Source organism: Albidovulum sp., from assembly GCF_008933605.1.
GTDB lineage: Bacteria > Pseudomonadota > Alphaproteobacteria > Rhodobacterales > Rhodobacteraceae > Albidovulum.
Genome location: NZ_WBUS01000008.1, coordinates 1 through 25667 on the forward strand (window position 1 = coordinate 1; position 25667 = coordinate 25667).

The window sequence follows — 25667 nt, forward strand, 5'->3', positions numbered from 1 at the left end:
TCCTCGTGGCGCGGGGCGAGCGGCCGGGCGCGGGCCTTGTTGCCACGGGCGCCGGAGCGGGGTGACGGGGCGCCGGCCCGCCCCCGCCATCTAGGTGATGTCCGGGCAGCCGACACGCCCTTGGCGACGCATGTGTCTTCGTCCTGCCGGCGCAGCCGGCAACCGGGGATCAGGACGTCAGGCCGGGTCTGCACCCCGACTGCGACAGGAGCCCGCGAGAAGCAATGCGGCCGTCAGGGCGGAGCCTGCCGCCAGGCTCCACCAGATGCCCAGGGCGGGGTTCCGGCCCGCGACCGGCTGCACACCCCTCGCTTACGTACCGCCGCTGAGGCCCGAGGAGGCAAAGCAGATGCCCGAGACGGCTGACCTGCCCATCGATCTCGTTGCCGAGAAAGTCGGATACCGGGAACCTGCCGCCTTGCGGCGCATCTTCAAGTGCGCGACGGGCATATCGCCGCTGCAACGCACAAGGGCGCGCGGGTTCGAGAGCATCGCGGCGATCCTCGCCCTCGCAAGATAGTGCCGTGCCGTTCCGGGTCGGAACGTCGATGAACGATCAGACCGCCGCCTTAGTGCGCGGTTCCCGCGCCTGCCAGTCGGACAGCGACATGGTCGGAAGATCGAAGGTCTGGTTCGAGCGGCAGTATCCGTGCCCCCCCATGCGGCCGAGCGCGTCGAGCGCATCGGGATCGACATGGAAGCGTTCGTTCACCAGTCCCGGCCGCGCGTGCATGGCGAGAACCTCGCCCAGAACGATCTCCCGCGACCTGCCGATGTTCAGCGTGACATAGCGGCGGCATTCGAACCGCACCGGCGCCTCGGCGATCTGCGGACAGGAGACGAATTCCCCCGGCAGCATCGTCAATCCCGCCATCTCGAACTCGTTGACCTCCGGGCCGAACGGCACGGCCGTCACGTTCATGGCGTGAAGATTGGAGTATCCGACGATATTCACCGTGAACTCCTCGGTGACGCGGATGTTGTGGCCGGTGTCCTTGAAGCGCATGTCGGAGTGATTTTCCACGCCGATGGCGAGGATTGCGGGGTCCGCCGACAGGCAGTTGAAGAAACTGTAGGGCGCGGCATTGGGCACGCCGTTCTCGTCCACGGTCGTGACCCAGGCGATCGGCCGCGGGACGACGGCGCCGATCAGCAACTTGTAGCGGTCGCGCGGCGCGAGCTGGGCGAATTCGAATCTCTGGCTGCGCGTATCGGTATCGGCCATCTGTGCCTCTTTGGAAAATCAGGTCTTGGCGACCTTGGGCCTGTAGCGTGACAGGATGTCGGCCACATTTTCGGACCGGTCGCTTTCCGGTTTAAGCAAGGCACGATCCTGCACCCCATGAAGGTGGTGGTGCATTCGGGCTATCGCCCGATCGGCATCGCCGTCGCTGATCGCGTCGATGATCTCGGCATGTTCCTGCACACCGCATTCGGCTGAATGCACCTGCGCAAACCGCGCCATGATGAGCGAGCAGCGAGAAACGATCTCGTTCACATAGGTGGCAAGGACGCGCGATCCGGTCAGTTCGGCGAGGAGGATGTGAAACTCGCCCGCGAGCCGGATCGACCTGGCGACGTCGTTGCCGAGCGCCTTCGACTCCTCGGCCAGGTGCGCCTTGAGCGTCTTGACCACGGGCCGGGGATCCAGGCGGCCGAGCCGCTGCATCACCTCGCGTTCGAGGCATTGGCGCATGTCGAAGATGTCGTAGGCCTCCTCGATTGTCGGCTCGGCCACGGAGGCGCCGCGATTGGGCTGGATTTCGACCAGGCCCTCGGCGTCGAGTCTCACCAGCGCATTGCGCACGATCGTCCGGCTGACGCCGAAGGCTTCGCCGATCGAGTCCTCGGGCAACTTCACGCCGGGCTTCAGGGCTTGCTCGATGATGGCCTGCCGCAGGGAGTCATATACCGGAAAGCTGCGGTTGGAGGATTTGTACATGATCCCAGCGGTTCCACTGTTCCTGTCTCGTGCCGGCGGAGATGCCGTTCGTGGTGCGCTCAACATAGCGACGTTCATCCGGAATGTATCGTATACATAAAGTGTATGCAATAGAGAACGTTTTTGTAGACAAGGTCGCCGTGCTGCCGTAGCGTCCTGAGAGGAGGGCATCGGCTGATTCTCGCGAGAGTGTCTCTGCGCAGGGCATATTTGCAGGGAGATTCGGAGGAACCGAAATGCCATGTGTGGATACGAAAACGCATATTAACGTATCCAATATACGGGAGGAAAGAGATGGAATCTGCACTTCGGAAACGCGCGTTGCTGGCTGGCGCACTGGCGGTAACGCTCGTCGGCACAGGGGCGGCGGCGGAAACCCTGCGCTGGGGCGCGCAGCGCGATATCGTGTCGCTGGACCCCTATTCCTACGGGGACAGCTACACGATCAGTTTCCTCAATCACGTCTATGAGGGCCTGGTCCGCTACAATCGCGACCTTTCGATCGAGCCCGCGCTGGCCGCCTCCTGGGAGGTCGTCTCGCCGACCGTCTGGCGGTTCAAGCTGCGCGAGGGCGTGACCTTCCACAACGGCAATGCCTTCACTGCGGAAGACGTCCTGGCGTCGCTGACCCGGGTGAGCGATCCCTCCTCGCCGCTCAAGGGCAACCTGCCCTCCTACAAGAGCGCGACCGTCATCGATGACCACACGATCGAGATCGAACTGGTCGGCGCCTATTCGCTGCTGCTCAACGACCTCACCAACATCCATATCTTCGACAAGGACTGGCTGGTCGAGAACAACGCCGAAAAGCCCACCGATGTCAGCGCCGGGGTGGAAGGCTACGCCACCTTCAATGCCAACGGCACCGGCCCGTTCAAGCTCGAATCCCGCACGCCCGAAGCGCAGACCATCCTGGTCGCGAACGAGAACTGGTGGGACAAGCCGCAACACAACCTGACCCGCATCGAATTCCAGCCGATCTCGTCGGCGGCGACCCGCGTCGCGGCGCTGCTGTCGGGCGAGGTGGATTTCGTCGACAGCGCCCCGGTGCAGGATATCGACCGGCTTCTGGCGGCGGAAAACGTCAAGGTGCTTGAGCGCACCGACCTGCGGACCGTCATGCTCGGCTTCAACCGGCGCGAAACGCTCGTTGCCGGCGGTCCGAACCCGATGAATGACCTGCGTGTCCGTCAAGCCATGCAGATGGCCGTCGACATGGACCTGATCCACGAAAAGGTGATGCGCGGCAGGTCGCGCAACGCCGGTGTGCTCGTGGCGCCGCCGATTCCGGGCTACTCGGCCGATCTCGACACCGTTGTTCCGGCCGACCCCGAGAAGGCAAAGGCGCTGCTGGCAGAGGCCGGCTACCCCGACGGGTTCGAGTTCGACTTTGTCTGTACGAACGAGAGCTATGTGAACGAAGAGCAGTTCTGCCAGGCGATCGCATCGATGTGGTCGCGCATCGGGCTGAAGCCGCGCCTGGATATCGGGCCGACCGCAAAGCAGACACCGAAGCGCTCGAACGGCCAGGCCGATATCTACACGATCGGCTGGGCAAACGAGCCGATGCTCGACTCCTATTCCATCCTCATCCAGATGCTGCACAGCAAGGGTGGAAATGCCGGCGTCTTCAACTGGGGCGGCTGGAGCTATCCGGAGATTGACCGGCTCACCGATGCGGCCGCCGTCGAGCTGGACCGCGAAAAGCGGCTGTCGATGCAGACCGAGGCGCTGAAGATCGCCAAGGACGAAATCGTGATGCTGCCGCTGCACCAGCAGCCCATGGCCTGGGCCGTCGGGGCCGGCTTCAAGGATTTCCCCCAGTTCCCGGACAACAAGCCGCGGCTCTGGTACGTCACGAAATAACCCTCCCTGAAGAACTGGGGCAGCGCCATCGCGCTGCCCGTCTTTCCATCCGGGGGCCCTGATGCTCGCATTTCTGATCAAACGCGCCGCAAACGCCATCTTCGTGATGCTGTCCGTCAGCTTCATCGCCTTCATGATCTTTCGCTTCGTCGGCGATCCGGTCGAACTGATGCTGAACGAACAGGCGACCCAGTCGCAGCGTGACGAACTGCGTTCCCGTCTTGGCCTTGACCAGTCATTCATCGCGCAGTTTGCGACCTTCGTCGGCAATGCGGCCAAGGGTGATTTCGGCATTTCGTTCCGCAATCAGCAGGATGTGATGGCGATGATCGCGGAGCGCTTCCCGGCGACGTTCGAACTTGTGCTCGTCGCCACGTTCATCTCCCTCGTGGTGGGCATCCCGATGGGCGTCATCACCGCAATACGAAGACAGACCTGGTACGCCGAGACGATGCAGTTCGTGTCGATCATCGGCATATCGCTGCCAAGCTTCGTCGTCGGCATCGGCCTGATCCTTGTCTTTTCGGTCCTCCTGGGCTGGTTCCCCGCCTTCGGGCGCGGTGAGACCGTGCAGATCGGCTGGTGGTCCACCGGGCTTCTCACCCATACGGGAAGGATGTCGATCATCCTACCGGCGCTGTCGCTGTCGCTCTTCCAGATCACCCTGGTGATGCGTCTCGTCCGGGCCGAAATGCTTGAGGTGCTGCGTTCCGACTTCATCAAGTTCGCGCGTGCCCGCGGCATTCCGGCCCGCGCGATCCATTTCCGTCACGCGCTGCGCAACTGCCTGATGCCGGTCGTCACCCTGACCGCGATGCAGATCGGCGGCCTCATCGCCTTCGCGCTCGTGACCGAGACGGTGTTCCAGTGGCCCGGCATGGGGCTCCTGTTCATCCAGGCCGTGACCTTCGTCGATGTGCCGATCATGGCGGCCTATCTCTGCATCGTGGCGCTGATCTTCGTGGTGCTGAACGCGATTGTCGATGTCACCTACGCGATCATCGATCCCCGCCTTCGTGGAGCCGACAAATGACCGATATCCATGCCAGCGTCACAGCCCGACGCGACAAGCCCAAGGGCCGTCTGGAGCGGCTGCGCGACAGCGACCTCTGGTGGAGTTTCAGCCGCTCCAGATCGGCTGTCGGCGCCGCCATCGCGCTCGGCCTGGTGATCCTGACCGCGCTCTTCGCGCCGCTGCTTTCGCCGCAGAACCCGTATGACCTCGCCGCGCTTGAACTGTGGAATGCCGAACTGCCTCCGGTCTGGATGGAGGGCGGGCAGATGCCCTACGTGCTCGGGACCGACGTGCAGGGCCGCGACATCCTCTCGGGCATCCTCTACGGCACGCGCGTTTCGGTCTTCATCGGCATCGCCTCGGTCCTCGTCTCACTGGGAGTCGGCGTCCTCGCCGGCCTCACCGCCGGATTCTTCGGCGGCTGGGTGGACAATGTCCTGATGCGCGTGGGCGACGTTCTGCTGTCGATTCCGATCATCCTCGTGGCGATCCTCGTCAGCTCGGTCGCGCAGGCTCTCCTGCCTCCTCACCTGCGCGAGGCCGGGATCTCGGTCGTTCTCGTCCTCGCGATCGCGATGTATTCGTGGGTGCAATATGCCCGCGTCGTCCGGGCCCAGACCATGGTGGAGCGCCGGAAGGAATACGTTCAGGCGTCACGCCTTGTCGGAACGCCCGCGCGGCGGCTGATGCTCAAGCACATCCTGCCCAACACGCTCACCCCGGTTTTCGTCACCGCGACGCTGAACTTCGGCCTCGCCATCCTGATCGAGGCAACGCTGTCGTTCCTCGGCGTCGGCATGCCGCCAAACCAGCCCTCGCTCGGAACGCTGATCCGGGTCGGCAACCAGTACCTCTTCTCAGGTTCGTGGTGGATCGTGCTCTTCCCCTCCATCCAGCTCTGCATCCTCGTCGTCGCGGTCAACATGTTGGGTGACTGGCTGCGCGACGCACTCAACCCGAAACTCCGCTGAGGACCGACGACCCGATGAGCAATCTCCTGATCAAGAACGCGCGTATCCTGGATGGCGATGCCGCCGACATCCTGATCCGAAACGGCGCGATCGCCAAGATCGCGCCCGGGATCGCCGCGCCGGATGTCGCGACGGAAGATGCGGGCGGGTCGATCGCCATTCCCGGCCTCGTCGACGCGCATACCCATCTCGACAAGTCGCTGCTGGGCTGGCCCTGGTACAAGAACGACGTCGGCGGGGCGAGCCTCACGGCGATGATCGAGAACGAGCGCAACATGAAGACGCGGCTCGGCCTCGATCCGCATGTGCAGTCGATGCGGCACGCCCTCAAGAGCGTGGCCTTCGGCGCGACGCTGATCCGCAGCCACGTCGACATCGACACCGAGGGCCGGCTCAGGGCGTTGGAGGGCGTTCTGGAGACGGCGGAACGGCTCGCCGACGTGGTCGAGATCGAGACGGTGGCCTTCCCCCAGTCCGGCCTGATGATCCGCGAGGGCACGGTCGAACTCATGGATCAGGCGCTGGCGATGGGGGCCGACCTCGTCGGCGGGCTCGATCCCTGCGGCGTCGACCGCGACCCCAAGGGGCATCTCGACGCGATCTTCGGCCTGGCCGAGAAGCACGGCAAGGGCATCGACATCCACCTGCACGAACGCGGCGAGCTGGGCATGTTCTCGATGGAGATGATCCTCGACCGGGCTGAGGCCCTTGGGATGAAGGGGCTGGTGACGATCTCGCACGCCTTCTGCCTCGGCATGCCGGATCATCTGAGGGTTGAGGCCATGCTTGCGCGGCTCGCGGCACTTGACGTGCGGATCATGACGACGGCACCGACGTCCTCGCCCGCGCCGATGGTCAAGCAGCTTGACGCGCATGGCATCAAGATCGGCGCCGGCAATGACGGGATCCAGGACACCTGGGGACCCTATGGCAACGGCGACATGCTGGAACGGGCGAAGTTCGTCGGCCTGCGCAACAACCTGCGGATGGACGTGGAGGTGAAGCGCGCCCTCGACATCTGCACGGGTGGCGGGGCCGAGGCGATGGCGAAACCCCGTCGTGCGCTTGAGGTCGGCGCGCCCGGCGATCTGGTGCTGGTCGACGGCGAGACGGTCGTGCAGGCGGTCGTCACCCACGCCCCGCGGCGGCTCGTCGTGAAGGGCGGCCACGTCACGGCCCGCGACGGCCGCACGCTGGTCGGGGCGCCTTGACCGCCTTCGCCGACATCCCCCTGGGCAGTCGCCCCAGGGGCCGGTGGGCGCTGACCGCCCAGTGGGTGATTGCCGACACGCCGGCCGGCCGGCGGCTGGTCCGGAACGGTGAGGTCGTGGTCGACGGCGATACGGTCCTCTACGTCGGCCCGGGATTCGAAGGCGAGGTCGCGGCGCGTCACGACCTCGGCGCCGCCCTGATCGCCCCTGGCTTCGTGGATCTGGATGCGCTGTCCGACCTCGATACGACGCTTCTTGCCCACGACAACTGGCCGGCCGCGAGGAAGGGCCGGGTGTGGCCCCGCTCTTACGTGGAGCGGGGGCCCTACGAAATGTATTCGCCCGAGGAGCTGGCGTTCCAGAAGCGCTTCGCCTTCGCGCAACTCCTGCTGAACGGCATCACCTCTGCCGCACCGATCGCCTCGCTCTTCTATCGCGAGTGGGGCGAGACCGTCGCGGAGTTCGATGCCGCCGCCGATGCGGCACAAGACCTCGGCCTGCGGGTCTGGCTCGGCCCGGCCTACCGCTCGGGTGGCATGGTGGTCGAACCTGACGGCCGCATGGTCGCCGATTTCGACGAGGCGCGCGGCTTGCGCGGCCTCGCCCAGGCGATCGCCTTTGCGCGGAAGTGGCAGGGGAACAGCCTGATCAGTCCGATGCTGGCGCCCGACCGTGTCGAGACCTGCACCGAGGCGCTTCTGGCCCGGACGATGGCCGCCGCCGGGGACCTCGGCTGCCCGGTCCGCCTGCACATGGCGCAGGGAATGATGGAACTGGACACCGTGCGGGCGCTGCACGGCAAGACCGCGCCGGAATGGCTCGACGACCTCGGCCTGCTGAATGATCGCCTGCTGGCGCCACATGCGACCGTAGCGACGGCCGAAGACCTGCGCCGCTACGCCGACAACGGCGTCACCGTCGTGCATTGCCCGCTGGTCAGCATCCGCCACGGCGGCGCGCTCCGGTCGTTCCGCAAGCTGCGGGACCGGGGCATCCGCGTGGCGATGGGCACGGATACCGCGCCCCCCGACATGGTGCTGAACCTGGCGGTGGGAATCATGATGTGCCGGATGGCCGAGGGCGACATTGCCGCCTGCACCTCGTCCGAGTACTTCGATGCCGCGACGATCTCCGGGGCGGCTGCGCTCGGGCGTTCCGACATCGGCGTGCTGCGCGCAGGCGGAAAGGCAGACATCGCGGTCTTCGACCTGGCGGACGCGGCGATGGCGCCGACAATCGACCCGGTGCAGACCCTGATCCTCGGCGCAAGCGGGCGTGTCACACGTGCCACGATTGTCGACGGACGCCTTTCGATGCGCGACGGAGAGGTCGCCGGGATCGACATGTCGGCGGCCCGCGCGCGTGCGCAGGTCCAATTCGACGGACTCCTCGCGAAATACCCGGAACGTACCGCGGGTCATCCCGATGTGGCCGATATCTTCCCGCCCACCTACCCCCTCTTCGACGTAACCCCCACGCGAAGGAGTCGCGAATGATGATGCAACCCGCACCCGCGCCCGCGGCGGTGGCCAAGCCGGCGGCGCCGGCGCTCGAAGTGTCGCGCCTTACCGTCGAGTTTCCGACCCGGCGCGGCGTGCTCACCGCCATAGACGATGTCTCGCTGCGGATCGAGCCGGGCGAAATCCTCGGCGTCGTCGGAGAATCCGGTGCCGGCAAGTCGATCACCGGCCTCGCGGTCCTCGGCCTCCTGGAAGCGCCCGGCCGCATCGCCGGCGGCGAGATCCGGGTGGGCGGACGGCGCATCGACACGCTGGGCGAGGTCGAGCTGACCAAGGTGCGCGGCCGCGAGATGGGTGCGATCTTCCAGGACCCGATGACCGCGCTCAATCCCCTCTTCACGATCGGCGCCCAGCTTGTCGAGACGATCCGTCTGCACAGCTGCCTGTCAAGGGAGGGCGCGCGGGAGCGGGCGTTGCAACTCCTGCGCGAGGTCGGCATTCCCGCCGCCTCCGAACGCCTCGATCAGTATCCGCACCAGTTTTCCGGCGGCATGCGGCAGCGCGTGGTGATCGCGCTCGCCCTTGCGGCCGAGCCGGGGCTGATCATCGCGGACGAGCCGACGACTGCGCTCGACGTGTCGATCCAGGCCCAGATCACCGCGCTTCTGCGCCGGCTTTGCGACACTCGCAACACCGGCATCATGCTGGTCACGCACGACATGGGCGTCATTGCCGAGACCGCCGACCGCGTCGCCGTCATGTATTCCGGCCGCGTGATCGAGACCGGCCGCGTCGAGGACGTGATTCACGACGCCCGCCACCCCTACACCAAGGGCCTGATGGCCGCGATCCCCAGCCTGCACGAGCGCGTCGACAGGCTGGCCCAGATCGACGGTGCCATGCCGCGCCTGAATGCGCGGCCCGATGGCTGCGCCTTCAATCCGCGCTGTCCGATGGCCGGTCCGCGCTGCCGCCGGGAGAAACCCGCGTTGACCCCGGCGGGCCGCAATGCGGCCGCCTGCTTCCTGCACCAGGGAGGAACCGAATGATCTCCGCCGAGCCGATCCTGTCCGTCACCCATGTCTCCAAGCAGTTCGATGTCTCCGCCCCCTGGCTGAACCGGGTGCTGGAGCGCAAGCCGAAGCTGTTCGTCAATGCGGTCAACGACATCAGCTTCTCCATCCCGCGGGGCAGTTGCCTCAGCATCGTCGGCGAATCCGGCTGCGGCAAGTCGACCGTCGCCCGCCTTGTGACCGGGCTCAATTCCGCCAGTTCGGGCGAGATCCGCTTCGGCCGGGGGAGTGGCGGCCGCCCGGTTCGGGTGCAGATGATCTTCCAGGACCCGCATTCAAGTCTCAACCCGCGCTGGCGTGTTGGTGACATCATTGCAGAACCGATCCGCGAGATGAAACTGCGCGCGACCGAGGCCGAGACGCATCAGCGGGTCGAGGAACTGCTGCATACCGTCGGCCTCGCGGCGGACGACATGCGCAAGTATGCGCACGAGTTTTCGGGCGGCCAGCGCCAGCGAATCTCCATTGCCCGGGCGCTTGCCTCGGAGCCGGAGCTTCTGGTCTGCGATGAACCGACCTCGGCGCTCGATGTCTCGGTGCAGGCGCAGATCCTGAACCTGATGCGGCGGCTCCAGGAGGAGTTCGGGCTGACCTACCTCTTCATCAGTCACGACCTGAGTGTGGTGCGCCACATGTCAGACACGATCGCGGTGATGTATCTCGGCCGCATCGTCGAGATGGCGCCGGCCGAGGCGCTGTTCCGCGCGCCGCAGCACCCCTACTCGCGCCTTCTCCTCGGCACGATCCCGGACATTCACGCACCGAGGCGCGACCGCGCGCTCCAAGCCGGAGAGCCGCCGAGCCCGCTGAACCCGCCGACCGGCTGCACCTTCCACCCCCGCTGTCCGATCGCGACCGAGCACTGCAAGCGGATCGTTCCGGACCTGCAGACGAGAGCCGGGGCTCAGGTCGCGTGTTTGAACCTCTAGACCGGAGTCGCGCGGCCCGGTCGCGGGGTCGCCGCAGAGACCGGACCTGGCCCGGTCGGCAGGGGTGCGCGCCACCCTGACGGCAGGCGGTTCGGCACGCGCCGTTCTGCGCCATGCTCCGCGCCGACCTGCACTGGCCTACCGATGCCGGCGAAGGCCGGTCACGTGATCAGGGCCGCACAACCGGCCCGTCACCTGGAGATCAGATAGAAGATGCTACTGCTTGCCACTATGGCAGCGCCTATCAGGGTCCAGGTGCCCGGTATGGCGCCCCAGACGATCCACGTGACGCCGGTGGACCACAGCAGACCGGTATAACCGAACGGAGCGAGATCGGACGCGGGCGCGGAGCGATAGGCAAGTGAACCCAGGCCGATCCCGAAGCTGGAGCAGAGGGCAGCGGCGGAAAACAGCAGCAGGTCGTTCAGGTTCAGCGCGGTCCAGTGCCCGGCGGTGAACGGGGCGATGTAGGCAGCCGCAAATGCTGCGCCGAAGATGCTCACCGTCCAGAGGTTGTCCTCGCCCGGAAGCCGCCGGGATGTCAGGGAGATCGCGGCATAGAGGAAGGCACAGGCGAGGATCAGCAAGGAGGCAGGCTGAAATGTCGACGCGCCGGGTTGGATGGCGATGACAACGCCCGCGAAGCTTACCAGGACGGCGGCCCAGGTCCGCCATCCGGGGCGCTCCTTGAACACGATGACCGAACCCAGCGTCACGAGGAACGGGGACGCAAAGACGATCACCGTCGCCTCGGCGACGCTCAGATATTCCAGGGCGCGGATGTACATATATGCGGCCAGCAACCCAAGCGCGCCGCGGAGAGCGTAGAGCCAGAAGGCGGACGACCAGCGAACCCGGTCGCGGCCGAGCACGATCGCCATGACCGCAAGCAGCGGCATTGCCAGAACGCTGCGCACGAAGATGATGATCGTGACGTCGTAGCTCTCGATCAGGAACTTGGTGACCGTGTCGTTCAGCGTGAAGCACAGCGAACTGAGGCAGATCATGATGATTGCGGTGATTGACCGGGACAGTCTCGGCGACGGCTGTCCGCCGGTTTCGGTCGCCGATGCGCGCGTGTGAGACGTTTCGGTCATCATTCCACCAGCGGCCAGGCGCCGGGACGGCCGACCCTCCGAAGGCGCCGAAAGACGACGCCAATGAGGAGCAGGTTGAGCAGGCTCGATGCAATTCCGTTCAGGAATGCAAGGAAATAGGAATGGCTATGGTCGTAAATCCATCCCGCCAGCCAGCCGCCGAAGGCCATCCCGAAGAGTGTCGCCATCGAGACCGCGCCACTTGCGGCGCCCGCGGCACGGACTGGCAGGTAGTCACGGACAAGGATTGGGTAAGCGGGGAGGATGCCCCCCTGCGCGAGCCCGAAGACGAGACTGACGAAGGCAAGGGAAGCCAGTCCGCCCGGGGGCGTGTGGAGCGCCAAGGCCAGCATCTGGAGCGCCGACGCCGCAAGCAGGACGCGCATTGCCCCGATCCCGTCGATCAGCATCCGGGAGGCGAGGCGTGACGCGATCCCGCCCGCGAGGATCATGGAAAGCAACGAGGTTCCCTCTGCCAGCGTGAAGCCGAGGTCGGTGCAAGGTGCCGCCAAGCGGACCTGCGACATCGCATTGGCAATGCAGCAGCCCAGGCCGGCCAAGCCCGGCATCCACGTGAGCCTGCGCGGCCTGAGTGCCAGATCCTGCGCCCGTGTCGCGGAAAGCCGGTCGGCCAGGTTAACGGCCTGCTCGGCTACGCCGCGCCGCAACAGGAACGCGATGGGCACGGCGACTGTTCCGGCGGCGGCGAGCACGAACTGGAGGAGGCGCCAGTCACCGAAGTGCTGGGTCGTCGGGATGGTGGTGCTCCATACCGCACCCGAAGGATACGTGGAGCCGGACACCATGGCCACCGCGGGCCCCCGGCGCCGCACGAACCAGTGCGATTTGTCGGCCGTCAGCGGACCAAGTGCCGCCGCCGTGCCGATGCCGATCGCCACTTGCGCGACAATCGGGATGCCGGGGCATGCGGCCGTTCCCGCAGCGATGTAGCCCAGGCTGTCGATGACGCTTGCCGCGATGAGGACCGGGGCGATGCCCGCCCGGTCGCCAAATCGCCTGAGCGGCGGGTTTCCGATCAGCAGATCCAGCATGGTCGCAACATAGGGATACGCAGGCTCCGTGCCTGTCAGGTCGAACTCGGCCTGGATCGCCGGCATCAGCGCCACCATGGTCCGGTTGCTGGAGTGCAAACGGTTCCGATCACCATCGCCCGGAAGAGCCGCATCCAGGCGGATGCGCCGTCGGGCTGCAAGGGCGCGGCCGAGGTCCGCGGGGTCAAGATGCCCTCCCGGCAATGCAACGCGACGTGATTTCACGGAGCAAGACGACGGTCCGGCGCCGCCGGTCCCCGACTGCAAGCGCGGCTTCCATAGGAATCCCTCTTCTGTCCGGTCTGACGCTACTGGCGAATTGGACGCACGTCCAGCATTTCCGCTTTGGCCAGAAAATTGATTGGACGTCCGGCCAAATTGTGATTGCGTTCGGTGCCCTCGTGGCTATCCTCGGGTTCGACGGACGATTCTTCGGGGGGTGGAATGCGGACTCGGGTGACGGAGCTTTTGGCTATCCGCTATCCGATCATCCAGGGCGGCATGCAGTGGGTCGGCCGCGCGGAGCTTGCCTCGGCCGTATCGAACGCCGGCGGACTGGGCATCCTCACCGCACTGACCCAGCCCGATCCGGAGGCGCTCCGCGGCGAAATCGCGCGATGCCGCGCCATGACGGACAGGCCATTCGGTGTGAACCTGACAATCCTTCCCACGACGAAACCGCCACCCTACGAGGAGTTCATGGATGCCGCGCTCGACAGCGGTGTAAGGGTGATCGAAACCGCGGGGCGCAGTCCGAAGGAATTCATCGCCAAGGCGAAAGCTGCTGGCGCGGTGATCGTGCACAAGTGTACCGCCGTGCGCCATGCCCTGTCGGCCGAGCGGGCAGGGGTCGACGCGATTTCCATAGATGGGTTCGAGGCTGCGGGCCATCCCGGCGAAGACGATGTCGGCGGCCTCGTGCTCTTCGCCGCTGCGGCACGGGCGGTGAAGATCCCATTGATCGCATCCGGCGGCATCGGCAGCGGCCGCGGCATGGCGGCGGCCATGATGCTCGGCGCCGAAGGCGTGAACATGGGCACGCGGTTCTGCGCGACCCGTGAGGCGCCGATCCACGACAACATCAAGCGCGCGCTCATCACGGCGACGGAACTCGACACGAACCTGATTTTCCGCACCCTTCGCAATACCGGCCGCGTGATGAAGAACAGCGTCTCCGACGATGTCGTGGCGATCGAGAACCGCCCGGGGGGCGCCACGTTCGAGGATATCAGGCCCTTGGTTGCGGGCGCACGCGGAAAGGCTGCGCTCGAAAGTGGAGATGTCGATGCGGGCCTCGTCTGGGCAAGTCAGGTGATGGGCCTCGTGGACGACATTCCCACCTGCGCCGAACTCCTGGAGCGCATGGTCGCGGAGTGCCGGGAGGCGATGCAGGCAGGCATGAGGGCATTCAACGCCTGATCACAGGCGAAACGGAAAGCCGCAAGGCGGCGCGGAGGGGGCGCCGCCCTGCGAGGCGGGACGAACCAGGCAGGGCCGGACGGGGCGTCCAGAAGGCATATCCGGCGGAACGTTACGGCAAGCGCGATTTGCCACAAAATGGGAGGAGAGAAATGAAGCTGCGTGCCATCTTTTCTTTGACGACCTGTGCCCTGGCCTTCCCGGCCATGGCGGAGGAAACCGTGAGCTATGCGTCCTACGGCGGCGCCTATCAGGAGGGGGTGCGCAAGGCCATCCTCGATTACCTGCCGGCCGATCACGGCATGACCGTGGTCGACTTTGTCCTGTCGGGCGGCATTCGTGACGTGCGCACGAAGGTCAAGGCCAATGCGAACGATCTGGACGTGGTCGAGCTCTATGGCGGTTATTGCGACACGGCTGCGAAGGAAGGCCTGCTGGAGCCGCTCGACTATTCGAAGATTCCGAACGCTGCCGGCATACCGGAGAACCTGCGCAACGAGTACTGGATCGGCTTCACCGCCTATTCGACGGTTCTGGCCTACAACACCAACGTCTACGGCGACAACCCGCCGCAGAACTGGGCGGATTTCTTCGATGTCGAGAAGTTTCCCGGCACCCGCGCCATCGGTGGCGGCTATCCATCGACGAACATGGAAATCGCCCTGATGGCCGACGGCGTGCCAAAGGATCAGGTCTATCCCATCGACATGGACCGTTCGATGAAGAAATGGGCCGAGTTCAAGCCCAATATAACGGTGAGCTGGTCGTCGGGCGCGCAGGCGACCCAACTAGCCACCGCCGAAGAGGTCGACATGCTCACGATCTGGGCGGCCCGGATCCAGGCAGCGATCAAGGAAGGCGCGCCCTACGCCTACACTCTGAACGACGCCGTCCTCGACGTCGAATGCCTCGTTGTGCCGAAGGGCTCGCCCAACCCGGAAGGAGCGATGCGGCTCGTCAACCATCTGCTCGATCCGAAATACCAGGCCAATCTTCCTGACTTTATCCCCTACGGCCCGATGAACCAGGACGCCTTCAAGCTTGGACTGATCTCTCCCGAGAAGGCAGCGAAGGTCGTCACCAGCACCGACAACCTCGCCATGCAACTGGTGACCGACATGGCCTATTGGGCCGAGCATGTGACCGACGCGCAGACCAAGTGGGATGCGGTGATGCTGCAGCAGTGACCGACTGCCGATCACAGGGATGCGCGACGTGATGTCGGGCATCCCGCCACGACCCTCCCCCTCTCGGTGACGCTCAGGCCGACCCTCCGGCCCGCACGCCGAAGCCCGCGAGCCAGATCGCGCAACAACGGACTGTTCCGATGACAGAACGAAAGACTTCAGCCCTGCCTGTCCAGGTGCAGATGCTCTCGAAGCACTTCGGTACTGTGCGCGCTGTCGAAGATGTCAGCTTTGATATCCGTGCGGGCGAGCTTCTGACTTTGCTCGGGCCGTCGGGGTCCGGAAAGACCACCCTTCTGATGATGATCGCGGGCTTCAGCCGGCCGACGCGGGGCTCGATCCGCATTGCCGACCAGGAGATCGTCCACCTGCCGCCGCACAAGCGCAACATCGGGATGGTCTTCCAGAATTATGCTCTGTTTCCCCACATGACCGTCGGGGAAAACGTGGCCTATCCGCTGCGTCTGCGGCGGTTCGGCCGCTCGGAGATCGAGGATCGCACCCGCAGGGCGCTCGACATGGTGCAGCTTGGCGGCTACGGGGCGCGCCGGATCAACGAGTTGTCCGGCGGGCAGAGGCAGCGGATCGCGCTCGCTCGCGCGATCGTCTTCGAGCCGCGGATCCTGTTGATGGACGAGCCGCTCTCGGCGCTCGACAAGCACCTGCGCGAAGCGATGCAGATCGAAATCCGCCAGCTGCACGACCGTCTTGGCATGACGACGATTTCCGTCACCCATGATCAGCGCGAGGCGCTGACGATGTCTGACCGGATCGCAGTGTTCTCAAGCGGCCGTCTGGCCCAGATCGGAGCGCCGGCGGAGCTCTACGAAAAGCCCGAAAGCCGCTTCATCGCCGAGTTCATAGGTGAATCGACGTTCCTCCCGCTCCGGCATACTCCGGCAGGCCCCGCCTATGGCGAGCAGGTCATCCACTTTGCGGATGAGGTGAAGCCGGCCGCGGGCGAAATGCTCTTGATGCTGCGGCCCGAACGCCTGCGCCTCGTCCCGGCTAACGGCACGGCCGGGGGCGGCAAGGATGCGAACGTCTTCACGGGGCAGGTGCAGACAATCGTCTTTCAGGGTGAGAGCCTGCTTTTCGAGGTGATGCTGGATGGCGGACACAAGGTCTCGGTCCGCATGGCGAACCGTTCCGAAAACCTGCGCCAGCTTCCGCAGGCGGGCGATCGCGTGGCCCTGAAACTCGAACGGGCCGACGCTCGTGTCGTGCGAGCGGAGGGTTGAGCATGGCCAACGTCAGCATCTTCCCCGCGCCAGGTCCGATCGGGCAGGCCGAATTCGAAGCGAACCGGCGCGCGCTGGAGCGTGACCGCCGCGCCGAGACCCGGATGCGGATCAACCTGACGCTGCCGGCGCTCCTCGTGGTCTTCGTGCTGATGGTCTGTCCGATCCTCTGGCTCCTGTCGCTTTCGGTGGTCGCGGGCGATGGCCGTCTGAGCCTGGAGAACTATGCGCTCTTTTTCTCCGAGCAGGTCTATGTCGAGATGTTCCTCAAGACCTTCATGATCGCCTTCGTCGTGACGGTCATCTGCGTGTTTCTCGGCTACCCCGTCGCCTATCTGCTGGCGATCCTGCCACCTGCCTGGTCGGGCGTCCTCATGCTCGCCGTGCTGGTCCCGTTCTGGACCTCGGGCCTCGTGCGGACGTTCTCGTGGCTCATCATCCTTCAACGCAACGGGATCGTGAATAAATCCCTGGTCTGGCTCGGCGTCATCGACAAGCCGATCTCGCTCGTCCACAACATGACGGGGACGGTGATCGGGATGGTGCACATCATGGTGCCGTTCCTGATTCTTCCGCTCTACGCCTCGATGAAGGCGATCGACGGCAACCTCATGCGTGCCGGTGCGAACCTCGGGTCGTCGCCCACTCATGCGTTCTTCCGGATATTCCTGCCGCTGTCGATGCCCGGCCTCGTCGCCGGAATGATCATGGTCTTCGTGATGTGCCTGGGCTTCTACATCACGCCGGCGATCCTCGGTGGCGGAAAGATCAAGATGATCGCGCAGCGTATCGAGGAATCGATCTCGCTCTATCCGACCTGGGGGCCGGCGGCGGCACTCGCGGTGCTGCTGCTTCTGATGACGGCGGTCTGCCTCTTCGTCAGCCTGAAGCTCGTTCGCTGGCTGGCGGCAGGCAGGTAGGGAGGGGCAGATGGAATCCTACGTGTCCCACCGCGACCGGCTCTGGCTCTACATCTTCGTCGGGCTCGTCATCTTCTATCTGGTGGTGCCGATGCTGATCGTCATTCCGGTGTCGTTCAGTTCCACCACGGCGATGACCTTCCCGCCTCGCGGCTGGTCGCTGCGTTGGTACGAGGCGTTCTTCGGCGAACAGAAATGGATCGGGTCACTCTGGGTATCGTTGCGCGTGGCTACGCTCACGATGATCGTGACGACTCTTGCAGGCGTTGCGGCATCCTACGCGCTCCATCAGTCCAGCTTCCGCCTTTCCGAAACGATCCGCGCCACGCTGATCTCGCCACTCGCGGTTCCGTCGATCCTCATCGGGGTGGGGATCTTCTTCGTCTATGCGAGGATCGGCGGGCTCTTGAACACGACCGCCGGTCTTGTCCTCGGCCATTCGGTCGTGGCCTTGCCGTTCGTCATGCTGACGATGAGCGCCGGGTTCAGTTCCTTCGACATGAGCCAGGAAATGGTCGCGCGCAGCCTCGGAGCCAACCGCTTCAAGGCTTTCGTGACGGTGACACTGCCGCAGGTAAAGTTCTCGGTGGCAACGTCGATGCTGCTGTCGTTCCTCGTCTCCTTTGACGAACTCATCATCTCGCTGATGGTCGCCTCGGGGCCGATGTCCACGCTTTCGCGCGTGACCTTCGCCACGTTGCGCGACGACGTCGACCCGACGTTGGCGGCAGTCTCGACGCTGATGCTCATCGTTACCTCGGTGCCACCGCTCCTGCTGCATCTCTATGCCAGCCGTGTCCGGGCGAGGAATGGTCGCAATGCTGGCTGAACTGAACCGCGATCTTGCCGGTCTCGTGGAGCTTCGCCGCGATGGCGCCACGCTGGAGATCCGCATGGTCAAGCCAAAGGTCAACGCCATCTGCCGGAGGCTCAGCCGAGCGCTGGAACGGTCTGCGCTCTTTCTCCAGAACGACCCCGGCCTGCGCGTGGGCATCCTCTCGAGCGGCAGCGAAAGGGCGTTCTCTGCGGGGCTCGATTTCAATGAATCGACGTCTGGCCCCGCGGAAACCGGCACCGGCGCCGAGACGGGCGGATTCGGCGGCATCACCACGCTCTGGGCGCTGAAGAAACCGCTGATCGCGGCGATCGGCGCCCCCGCGATTGGCGGCGGGCTGGAACTGGCGCTGGCCTGCGACGTCCTCGTGATGGCGGAGGAGACGTTCCTGCAATTGCCGGAACTGGAACGGGGTCTGCTGCCCGACGGTGGAGGGCTGCAACGCCTGCCGCGCCGCGTTCCCTACAATGTTGCCACCGCGATGATGTGGACGGGCGAGCCGATGACCGCGGCCGAGGCGCTGCGCTGGGGGCTGGTCTATCGCACGGCCCCGCGGGACCGTCTCATGGACCTTGCGCTCGAAACGGCCCGTCACATGGCGAAGGGCGCGCCCCTGGCGCTGCAGGCGCTGAAGGAGACGCTGCGCGTCGTCGACGGAATGCCCGACCGGGAGGCGATGGCGCTCAGGGCCGACACCGAGGGCGATCTGGACCAATACCGCCGGATGCTGGCCTCGGACGACATGATCGAGGGGCAGCGTGCCTTTCTCGAAAAGCGCGCGCCGCGCTGGAGCGGACGCTAGCGAACAGAGCTGCCGGTGGCGGGACAGGAAACGGGAGGACTGCATGTACAAATACCTAGAGCTGGAGCGTCACGGCGCCGTTGGCGTCATCGCCCTGAACCGCCCCGAAGTGCGCAATGCCTTGGGCATGGGCATGACCATCGAGTTGCGCCGCGCCCTGCGCGAGGCGGCCGCCGACGCGGCCATGCGTGCGCTGGTCATGACCGGACGCGGCGGCGCCTTTTCCGCAGGGGCGGACGTCAAGGAATGGGCGGGCAAGGGGCAGGGCGACAATCCCTGGCCCGACATGAACTGGGTGGAGGAATCGCTGAAGCTCGTCCAGCAGGTGCATGACATGCCGAAGCCGACCATCGCCATGATCGACGGCGCGGCTGTGGGCGCGGGGCTCGACATGGCGCTCGCCTGCGACTTCCGCTACGCCTCGGACAAGGCGAAATTCATCTGCTCCTACACGAACGTCGGATACAATCCCGACTGCGGCGGCACCTGGCTGATGCCGCGGGTCATGGGGCTCGAGGCGGCAAAGCGCTTCGCCTTCACCGGTGACCTCTGGCTTGCCGAAGAGGCATTGGCCAACCGGCTGGTGAGCCACGTTTCCCCGCGCGAGCGCCTTTGGGAGGACACGCTGGCCTTCGCGCAGAAGCTGGCTTCCGGGCCGACTGTCGCCATCGCCCAGGCCAAGCGGCTTCTCAACAGCGCCCACGGCCGCAGCCTGTCCGACCAGCAACTCGAGGAACTTGCGGCGGGTAAGATCTGCGCTGTCACCAAGGATCATGCCGAAGGTCTCGCCGCCGCAAACGAACGGCGGGCGCCCCGCTTCGTCGGCGCCTGAAGGAGAAGACGATGGATTTCGCACTCAGTTTCGAACAGCAGGCTCTTGTCGATTCGCTCGAGGAGTTCTGCAAGCGCGAGCTTTACCCCCACGAGGCGCTGGTCGAGGAATTGCGCCGCGTTCCCGACGAGATCCGCCAGGAGATTCACCGCAAGTCGGTCGCGGCGGGGTTCGACAACATGTACCTCCCCGAAGAATGGGGCGGCGCCGGGCTCGACAAGCAGACCAAGATGCAGGTGGAGCGGGTGATGGGCAAGCCGCACTCGCCCTTGGGCATGTGCATGCACCGCGGCGTTACCGGCATCCTCTTCAAGTGCCGCGACGAGCAGATCGAGGAATACCTTGAGCCCTGCATCCGCGGCGAGCGCAAGGACGCTTTCGCGCTGACCGAGCCGGGCGCCGGGTCGGATGCCCGGGCGATCACGACCCGCGCGGTGCGCGACGGCGACGACTGGGTGATCAACGGAGTGAAGCAGTTCATCTCGGCCGCCGACATCGCCGACTTCATCATCCTTATCGCCGTGACAGGCGTCGACCAGACCGACCGCGGGCCGAGGAAGCGCTTCACCGCGTTTCTCCTGGACAAGGACACGCCCGGCGTCCGGGTGGAGCCGATGAAGTCCATCGTCACCCGCGGCTACAACCCGAACATGATCTACCTCGACAACGTCCGCGTTCCCGACCGCAAGATCCTCGGCGAGGAGGGCAGGGGCTTCGACACCGCGAACGAATGGCTTTACGATGGCCGCGTGGCGCTGGCCGCCCATTGCGTCGGCCGTGCCGAACGCATCTTCGAGATGACCAAGGAATGGGCTGGCACGCGCCGCGCCTTCGGCAAGACCATCGGCGAATTCCAGGGCGTCGGCTTCAAGATCGCCAACATGGCGGTGGACATCAAGCTCGGCGACCTGATGGTGAAGGAAGCCGCCTGGAAGATGGACAACGACCTGATGAACCGGACCGAAGCCTCGATGGCCAACTATTACTGTTCGGAAATGGTCTTCCGCGTGGCCGACGAGGCCGTGCAGATCTTCGGCGGCATGGGGCTGATGGAGGATTTCCCGATCCAGCGGTTCTGGCGCGATGCCAGGATCGAGCGGATCTGGGAAGGCACGTCGGAAATCCATCAGGACCTGATTGCGAAAGATCTGCTGCGCCCTTACCGGCAGTGAAGGGCCGGCGGCGGGCGGCCGGTGGCCGAGTGAAAGGAAGAGCATGAGGCGCGCCACGAAAATGCGGGAGACGAGCGAGGCCCGGCGGTCAGAACTGATCGTCGCGACCCTCAAGTCCCTGCGCAAGCACGGCTACATCAACTCGACGATCAACACGATCAGCGAGGAGAGCGGCCTGTCACGGGGGCTCATCAGCCACTACTTCGCCAACAAGGACGATCTCCTGATCGTGGCGCACAAGTACTACCTACAGAACGTCGACGACTTCTTCCGCCACGTCGTCTGGTCGACCAAGAGCGGGCACTTCGGCAAGCTGTTCTATTCGGTCAGCGTGCCCTTTCTGCGCGACACCGGGTTCGAGCAGATGCTGGTCCACTACTTCAGCGCCGCCTGGATGCTGCCAGAGGTGCTGAGGATGCACCGCGACCTCTGGGGCCGCTACCGCACCAATATCCAGCACCGCATTTCCGCGGCCGCGCGCGAACGCGGGCTGGTGATGGACACGCGGCTGGCGGCGATCACGCTGACCCAGCTCGTCGACGGGCTCTGGCTCGGCTGGGTGATGGAGGAAAGCTACACGCAGGAGGATTGCCGCATGATCCTGCGCAAGTGGCTCTGCGAACAGTTCCACGAGGATCCGGAGATGTATCCCCTGACGCCGGATATCGACCTGACGCATTTCGAGACCGCCGCGCCCCTTCCCCATATCGACGACTGACCCCGGACGATGCCGGAGCAGGTTGACCTGACGGCGCCCTTGCGCGTCGACCTTTCCAGAGGACCCCGAGCGATCATGACGACCAATTGCCCCGACCTGTCCCATTCGCGGCTTCGTCCGGCCGTGCGGCGCAACCTTCAGCGCCTCCTCGCGCCGCGGCGAATGGCCTTCATCGGCGGCGCGCAGGCCGAGCGGACGCTGGCAACCCTGCGTCAACAGGCCTTCGAGGGCACCGTCGATGTCGTCCACCCGCGCCGTGACAAGATGGAGGGCTATCCGTGTGTGCAGAGGATTGCCGATCTGCCGGCGCCGCCCGACGCGGTTTTCCTCGCCGTCAACGCCGACGCCACGATCGACGCGCTGAACGAGTTGCGCGAGATGGGGGCAGGCGGCGCGGTCTGCTACGCCTCAGGCTTCTCGGAAATCGGCGCGGCAGGGGCGGAGCGCAACCGTGCCTTCATCGCCGCTTCGGGCGACATGGCCGTGGTCGGGCCGAACTGCTACGGGCTTGTCAACTACGTCAACCACGGCAGCATCTGGCCCGCTCCGTACCCGCGACTGTCCGGCACCCGCGGCGCGGCCGTGATCTCTCAAAGCGGCAATGTCACCAGCCATTTCGTTTCCAACGACCGCTCGGTCCCGTTCTCCTATCTGGTCAGTGCCGGCAACCAGGCGGTGCTCGGCTTCGAGGACTACATCGAGTTCCTGATCGACGATCCGAACGTCACCTGTATCGGGCTCTTCATGGAGGGCATCCGCGACGTTCCCGCGTTCGCGCAGGCCTGCCTGCGCGCGCGCGAAAAAGGGGTTCCGGTGATCGCCTGCCGTTCCGGCCGGTCGGACCTCGGCGCGGCCATGGCGGCCAGCCACACGAGCTCGCTCGCCGGGCAGAACGAATACTACGACGCACTCTTCGACCGGCTCGGCGTGATCGACACCGAAACCGTGCCGCAGTTCCTCGAGATGCTGAAGCTCGCCTCGCTGGCCGCTCCGGTGACGGGGCCGAGGATAGCCATATTCTCCAGTTCCGGCGGTGACAACGGACTGGCGGCGGACTACTGCTCCTTCGCGGGGCTGGACCTGCCGCAACCGGGCAAGGCGGTGGTGGACGTGATCAAGCCGATGTTGCCATCCTATGGCCACGTCTCGAACCCACTCGATTTCACTGCGGGTTACTGGGGGAACGAGAAGCTCCTGACGCCGATGTTCACGGCAATGCTCGCGGACGATGTCGACGCGGGGTTGCTGGTGATCGAGTACCCGCCCGCCAGCAGGGATGCGTCCGCGCAGGAAGCGATGGACCGGGCGCTGGCTTCGGCGGGCACAACCAGCAGGAAGCCCGTGTTCCACGCCTCGGTGAACTCGGGTGGGATAACACCCGAGGCCAGCCAGGCGATGATCGCGCAGGGGATAGTTCCGCTTCAGGGCCTGCACGACGCGGCCCAGGTCATTGCGAAATGGGTCCGTAATGGCGCACGCTCGCAGGGCGGGGGAAACACCGTCCCGCCCTATGCGGTCGCGCCTCTTGTCGATGCGCCCCGCAGCGTAAACGAGGCCGAGTCGAAGCGCCGACTGGCCGCCCACGGGCTTCCCGTGCCGGCCGGCCGGGTGCTGACGCTGGAGGGCCTCCGCGCACTGCCGGAAACGCTCGACGGACCGATGGCGCTCAAGGTCTTGCATGACGACCTGCCTCACAAGACCGATGTCGGCGGCGTGGCGCTTGGATTGAAGACACGGGCAGATGCCCTGGCCGCCGCCCAACGGATGAAGGACGCTCTAGCGCGCCACAAACCAGGACTGGTGCTGGAAACCTTCCTGATGGAGCCGATGCAGACCGCGTCGCTCGCCGAGTTGATCGTGGGGGTGAAGCGCGATCCCCTGTTCGGCCTCGTTCTCGTCATCGGCGCGGGCGGCATTTTCGTGGAACTCCTGAAGGACGCGCGGACGCTGCTGCTGCCCGCGACGCGGGATGAGGTGGAGGCGGCGATCAGGAGCCTGCAGACATTCCCGCTCCTCGACGGCTTCCGGGGGCGCCCGAAGGCGCGCCTTGGCGCGGTCGTCGACGCGATCATGGCGGTGGCCGACTACGCGGGGGCGCACATCGACACGCTTAGCGAGCTCGACGTCAACCCGTTGATGGTCACAGAAACCGGTGCGATCGCTGTCGACGCCCTGATCGTCGAAGCGCCGCGGGCGAACTAGCACGAAACGGGGGATGAAGGATGTCCGAACCGGAACCGCTTGCTGCCGAGACCGGAGCCGAGGCCCTGGTGCGCACCCTGATCGGTGCCGGAGTGGACACCTGCTTTGCCAACCCCGGCACGAGCGAGATGCATTTCGTTGCTGCACTCGACCGCATTCCGGGCATCCGCTGCGTGCTCGGGCTGCAGGAAAACGTCGTGACCGGCATGGCGGACGGTTACTTTCGGGTCACGCGGCGACCGGCCGCGACGCTCCTCCATTGCGGGCCCGGCTATGCGAACGGCATCGCGAACCTGCATAATGCCCGCCGCGCGGGCAGCGGCATTCTCAACATCGTCGGCGACCATGCGATTCCCCATGTGGCCCACGACAGCCCGTTGACGGCGGACGTAGACGCGCTCGTCGGCGCGACCTCGGACTGGCACGCCTTCGGAACCGACCCGTCGCGGATCGGCAGCGATGCAGCGCGCGGCCTGGCGGCGGCCGGCTCCGGCAACGGCCGTATCGCCAGCCTGGTGCTGCCGGCCGATGTGTCCTGGGGCAGGGGCGGCGCGGCGGCCCTTCCCGTCGCCCCAGACGCACCCCGTCCGCCCGACCCACTTGCCATCGGGAGGGCCGCGCAGGCGCTCCGGTCGGGCCACCGGGCGATGATCCTTCTCGGCACCGCGGCAGTCACCGAGAATCTCCACCCGCTGCTTGCGGGGCTTGCCCGCGCGACGGGCGCGGAGCTGATTGGCAGTCCGATGATCTCCTTCCTGCCGCGCGGAAGGGGCAGGCTTGCCCTTCCCACCGTGGCCTATCCCGTGGATGACGCGATCCGGCAACTTGCGCCTTTCGACATCGTGATCCTCGTCGGCTGCCAACCACCAGTGGGGTTCTTCCTCTATCCGGGCCGCCCGAGCCTGATGCATCGGGCCGACGCAGAGGTGATCACGCTTTCACGCGGCGACCAGGACGCTGCCGCCGCCCTGCGCGCGCTGGCCGAAGAACTCGGCGCCGCCCCTGCCGCTATCCCTGAGCTTGCCGGCGACGTCCCGTCGGTCTCCGGGTCGATTACCCCGGAAGGTTTCGCCGCCACGGTCGCGCGTCTCCTTCCCGAGAACGCGATTGTTGTTAACGAGGCGCTGACCCTCGGCAGCGGATTCGGAGCCGTGATGCCACGGGCCGCGCCTGTCGACTGGCTCACCGTGACCGGCGGTGCGATCGGCGGCGGTATACCGCTTGCCACCGGCGCGGCCGTCGGAGCGCGATCCATGGGCCGTCCCGACCGGCGCGTCGTGACGCTCCAGGCCGACGGTTCGGCGGCCTACACGGTCCAGGCGCTCTGGACGCAGGCGCGTGAACGTCTGCCGGTGACGACGCTGCTTCTCAACAACCGTGCCTATGCCATCCTGTTGGGTGAGTACACCAGGGTCGGTGCCCAGCCGGGCCAGACGGCACGCGACATGATGAGCCTCGATCGCCCGCCGATCGACTGGGTCGCGCTCGCACAAGGATTCGGCGTGGAGGCCGAGCCGGCCACAACAATCGAGGATCTGGAATCCGCGCTGACAAAGTCGTTGGCACGTGACGGCCCGACCCTCATCGATGTGCGTTTTGCGCAAGGATGAGCCTCCGATGGTGTGATCAACACGATTGGGGACCCTCGCAAGCCAGCTTGGGAATCCGCCCCCCTCGTCAAGCGGTGACGGCATCAGCGCCGGTTACGCTGAGTGCTGTTTCA

Annotated in this window: 23 protein-coding genes; 19 read left to right on the forward strand and 4 right to left on the reverse strand. The window is 65.6% G+C overall.

Going from position 1 to position 25667, the window contains the following annotated elements; all coding sequences use genetic code 11:
• Positions 1–265: 265 nt before the first annotated feature.
• Positions 266–520: a helix-turn-helix domain-containing protein gene (locus tag F9K34_RS02070; RefSeq protein ID WP_291334904.1), complete on the forward strand. Its 255-nt coding sequence runs from the start codon at positions 266–268 to the stop codon at positions 518–520.
• 36 nt (positions 521–556) lie between these two features.
• Here the strand turns inward: F9K34_RS02070 and F9K34_RS02075 are convergent, their stop codons facing one another.
• On the reverse strand, positions 557–1225 hold the full coding sequence (locus F9K34_RS02075; RefSeq protein WP_291334906.1) for a flavin reductase family protein: 669 nt from the start codon (positions 1223–1225) through the stop codon (positions 557–559).
• A gap of 18 nt (positions 1226–1243) precedes the next feature.
• On the reverse strand, positions 1244–1942 hold the full coding sequence (locus F9K34_RS02080; RefSeq protein WP_291334908.1) for a GntR family transcriptional regulator: 699 nt from the start codon (positions 1940–1942) through the stop codon (positions 1244–1246).
• Between the two features lie 294 nt (positions 1943–2236).
• Here F9K34_RS02080 and F9K34_RS02085 point away from each other — a divergent pair, with 294 nt between their 5' ends.
• The 7 genes from F9K34_RS02085 to F9K34_RS02115 all read left to right on the forward strand — a co-directional run bounded on the left by F9K34_RS02085 (position 2237) and on the right by F9K34_RS02115 (position 10467).
• Positions 2237–3808 carry an ABC transporter substrate-binding protein gene (locus tag F9K34_RS02085; protein ID WP_291334910.1) on the forward strand — a complete coding sequence of 524 codons (1572 nt, stop codon included), beginning with the start codon at positions 2237–2239 and terminating at the stop codon, positions 3806–3808.
• Positions 3809–3869: 61 nt separating this feature from the next.
• Positions 3870–4841: an ABC transporter permease gene (locus F9K34_RS02090; protein WP_291334912.1), complete on the forward strand. Its 972-nt coding sequence runs from the start codon at positions 3870–3872 to the stop codon at positions 4839–4841.
• Positions 4838–5794: an ABC transporter permease gene (locus F9K34_RS02095; RefSeq protein ID WP_291334914.1), complete on the forward strand. Its 957-nt coding sequence runs from the start codon at positions 4838–4840 to the stop codon at positions 5792–5794. The genes F9K34_RS02090 and F9K34_RS02095 overlap by 4 nt, the downstream gene beginning before the upstream one ends.
• 14 nt (positions 5795–5808) lie before the next feature.
• Positions 5809–7005 (forward strand): amidohydrolase family protein, encoded by a 1197-nt coding sequence (locus F9K34_RS02100; RefSeq protein ID WP_291334916.1) that lies wholly within the window; start codon positions 5809–5811, stop codon positions 7003–7005.
• Entirely contained in the window at positions 7002–8501 is a 1500-nt protein-coding gene (locus F9K34_RS02105; RefSeq protein WP_291334918.1) for an amidohydrolase family protein, read from the forward strand. The genes F9K34_RS02100 and F9K34_RS02105 overlap by 4 nt, the downstream gene beginning before the upstream one ends.
• Positions 8498–9514, forward strand: coding sequence for an ABC transporter ATP-binding protein (locus F9K34_RS02110; RefSeq protein WP_291334921.1), 1017 nt, complete (start codon positions 8498–8500; stop codon positions 9512–9514). Before F9K34_RS02105 ends, F9K34_RS02110 begins: the two co-directional genes overlap by 4 nt.
• Entirely contained in the window at positions 9511–10467 is a 957-nt protein-coding gene (locus tag F9K34_RS02115) for an ABC transporter ATP-binding protein (protein WP_291334923.1), read from the forward strand. Before F9K34_RS02110 ends, F9K34_RS02115 begins: the two co-directional genes overlap by 4 nt.
• A 191-nt stretch (positions 10468–10658) precedes the next feature.
• On the opposite strand, the gene F9K34_RS02120 is transcribed toward F9K34_RS02115, so the two are convergent.
• Together F9K34_RS02120 and F9K34_RS02125 are read right to left on the reverse strand one after the other, a co-directional pair.
• A complete protein-coding gene (locus F9K34_RS02120; protein ID WP_291334925.1) occupies positions 10659–11564 on the reverse strand; it encodes a DMT family transporter in 906 nt (301 codons plus the stop codon).
• The gene (locus F9K34_RS02125; RefSeq protein ID WP_291334927.1) at positions 11564–12694 is read right to left on the reverse strand and encodes an MFS transporter; all 1131 of its coding nucleotides are present in this window, start codon (positions 12692–12694) and stop codon (positions 11564–11566) included. The genes F9K34_RS02120 and F9K34_RS02125 overlap by 1 nt, the downstream gene beginning before the upstream one ends.
• A 366-nt stretch (positions 12695–13060) precedes the next feature.
• Between F9K34_RS02125 and F9K34_RS02130 the strand changes: the two genes are divergently transcribed.
• The 11 genes from F9K34_RS02130 (at position 13061) to F9K34_RS02180 (ending at position 25554) form a co-directional block, all read left to right on the forward strand.
• Positions 13061–14035, forward strand: a complete 975-nt coding sequence (locus F9K34_RS02130; protein WP_291334929.1) for an NAD(P)H-dependent flavin oxidoreductase — start codon at positions 13061–13063, stop codon at positions 14033–14035.
• Positions 14036–14187: 152 nt separating this feature from the next.
• Positions 14188–15222 (forward strand): ABC transporter substrate-binding protein, encoded by a 1035-nt coding sequence (locus F9K34_RS02135; protein WP_291334931.1) that lies wholly within the window; start codon positions 14188–14190, stop codon positions 15220–15222.
• A gap of 140 nt (positions 15223–15362) precedes the next feature.
• Positions 15363–16463: an ABC transporter ATP-binding protein gene (locus F9K34_RS02140; protein ID WP_291334933.1), complete on the forward strand. Its 1101-nt coding sequence runs from the start codon at positions 15363–15365 to the stop codon at positions 16461–16463.
• A gap of 2 nt (positions 16464–16465) precedes the next feature.
• Positions 16466–17383, forward strand: a complete 918-nt coding sequence (locus F9K34_RS02145) for an ABC transporter permease (RefSeq protein ID WP_291334935.1) — start codon at positions 16466–16468, stop codon at positions 17381–17383.
• A gap of 10 nt (positions 17384–17393) precedes the next feature.
• Positions 17394–18212, forward strand: coding sequence for an ABC transporter permease (locus F9K34_RS02150; RefSeq protein WP_291334937.1), 819 nt, complete (start codon positions 17394–17396; stop codon positions 18210–18212).
• Entirely contained in the window at positions 18202–19020 is an 819-nt protein-coding gene (locus tag F9K34_RS02155; protein ID WP_291334939.1) for an enoyl-CoA hydratase-related protein, read from the forward strand. The genes F9K34_RS02150 and F9K34_RS02155 overlap by 11 nt, the downstream gene beginning before the upstream one ends.
• Before the next feature lie 43 nt (positions 19021–19063).
• On the forward strand, positions 19064–19852 hold the full coding sequence (locus F9K34_RS02160) for an enoyl-CoA hydratase/isomerase family protein (RefSeq protein ID WP_291334941.1): 789 nt from the start codon (positions 19064–19066) through the stop codon (positions 19850–19852).
• 11 nt (positions 19853–19863) lie between these two features.
• A complete protein-coding gene (locus F9K34_RS02165) occupies positions 19864–21024 on the forward strand; it encodes an acyl-CoA dehydrogenase family protein (protein WP_291334943.1) in 1161 nt (386 codons plus the stop codon).
• 61 nt (positions 21025–21085) lie between these two features.
• Positions 21086–21742: a TetR/AcrR family transcriptional regulator gene (locus F9K34_RS02170; RefSeq protein WP_291334945.1), complete on the forward strand. Its 657-nt coding sequence runs from the start codon at positions 21086–21088 to the stop codon at positions 21740–21742.
• Positions 21743–21817: 75 nt separating this feature from the next.
• Positions 21818–23944: an acetate--CoA ligase family protein gene (locus F9K34_RS02175; protein ID WP_291334947.1), complete on the forward strand. Its 2127-nt coding sequence runs from the start codon at positions 21818–21820 to the stop codon at positions 23942–23944.
• Between the two features lie 20 nt (positions 23945–23964).
• The gene (locus F9K34_RS02180) at positions 23965–25554 is read left to right on the forward strand and encodes an acetolactate synthase large subunit (RefSeq protein ID WP_291334948.1); all 1590 of its coding nucleotides are present in this window, start codon (positions 23965–23967) and stop codon (positions 25552–25554) included.
• Positions 25555–25667 lie beyond the last annotated feature (113 nt).

Bases quoted from the DNA above. Each gene is read 5' to 3' on its own strand.
- F9K34_RS02070 (WP_291334904.1), top strand. From the start codon at position 266: ATGCCCAGGGCGGGGTTCCGGCCCGCGACCGGCTGCACACCCCTCGCT.
- F9K34_RS02075 (WP_291334906.1), bottom strand. From the start codon at position 1,225: ATGGCCGATACCGATACGCGCAGCCAGAGATTCGAATTCGCCCAGCTC.
- F9K34_RS02080 (WP_291334908.1), bottom strand. From the start codon at position 1,942: ATGTACAAATCCTCCAACCGCAGCTTTCCGGTATATGACTCCCTGCGG.
- F9K34_RS02085 (WP_291334910.1), top strand. From the start codon at position 2,237: ATGGAATCTGCACTTCGGAAACGCGCGTTGCTGGCTGGCGCACTGGCG.
- F9K34_RS02090 (WP_291334912.1), top strand. From the start codon at position 3,870: ATGCTCGCATTTCTGATCAAACGCGCCGCAAACGCCATCTTCGTGATG.
- F9K34_RS02095 (WP_291334914.1), top strand. From the start codon at position 4,838: ATGACCGATATCCATGCCAGCGTCACAGCCCGACGCGACAAGCCCAAG.
- F9K34_RS02100 (WP_291334916.1), top strand. From the start codon at position 5,809: ATGAGCAATCTCCTGATCAAGAACGCGCGTATCCTGGATGGCGATGCC.
- F9K34_RS02110 (WP_291334921.1), top strand. From the start codon at position 8,498: ATGATGATGCAACCCGCACCCGCGCCCGCGGCGGTGGCCAAGCCGGCG.
- F9K34_RS02115 (WP_291334923.1), top strand. From the start codon at position 9,511: ATGATCTCCGCCGAGCCGATCCTGTCCGTCACCCATGTCTCCAAGCAG.
- F9K34_RS02120 (WP_291334925.1), bottom strand. From the start codon at position 11,564: ATGACCGAAACGTCTCACACGCGCGCATCGGCGACCGAAACCGGCGGA.
- F9K34_RS02125 (WP_291334927.1), bottom strand. From the start codon at position 12,694: ATGGTGGCGCTGATGCCGGCGATCCAGGCCGAGTTCGACCTGACAGGC.
- F9K34_RS02130 (WP_291334929.1), top strand. From the start codon at position 13,061: ATGCGGACTCGGGTGACGGAGCTTTTGGCTATCCGCTATCCGATCATC.
- F9K34_RS02135 (WP_291334931.1), top strand. From the start codon at position 14,188: ATGAAGCTGCGTGCCATCTTTTCTTTGACGACCTGTGCCCTGGCCTTC.
- F9K34_RS02140 (WP_291334933.1), top strand. From the start codon at position 15,363: ATGACAGAACGAAAGACTTCAGCCCTGCCTGTCCAGGTGCAGATGCTC.
- F9K34_RS02145 (WP_291334935.1), top strand. From the start codon at position 16,466: ATGGCCAACGTCAGCATCTTCCCCGCGCCAGGTCCGATCGGGCAGGCC.
- F9K34_RS02150 (WP_291334937.1), top strand. From the start codon at position 17,394: ATGGAATCCTACGTGTCCCACCGCGACCGGCTCTGGCTCTACATCTTC.
- F9K34_RS02155 (WP_291334939.1), top strand. From the start codon at position 18,202: ATGCTGGCTGAACTGAACCGCGATCTTGCCGGTCTCGTGGAGCTTCGC.
- F9K34_RS02160 (WP_291334941.1), top strand. From the start codon at position 19,064: ATGTACAAATACCTAGAGCTGGAGCGTCACGGCGCCGTTGGCGTCATC.
- F9K34_RS02165 (WP_291334943.1), top strand. From the start codon at position 19,864: ATGGATTTCGCACTCAGTTTCGAACAGCAGGCTCTTGTCGATTCGCTC.
- F9K34_RS02170 (WP_291334945.1), top strand. From the start codon at position 21,086: ATGCGGGAGACGAGCGAGGCCCGGCGGTCAGAACTGATCGTCGCGACC.
- F9K34_RS02175 (WP_291334947.1), top strand. From the start codon at position 21,818: ATGACGACCAATTGCCCCGACCTGTCCCATTCGCGGCTTCGTCCGGCC.
- F9K34_RS02180 (WP_291334948.1), top strand. From the start codon at position 23,965: ATGTCCGAACCGGAACCGCTTGCTGCCGAGACCGGAGCCGAGGCCCTG.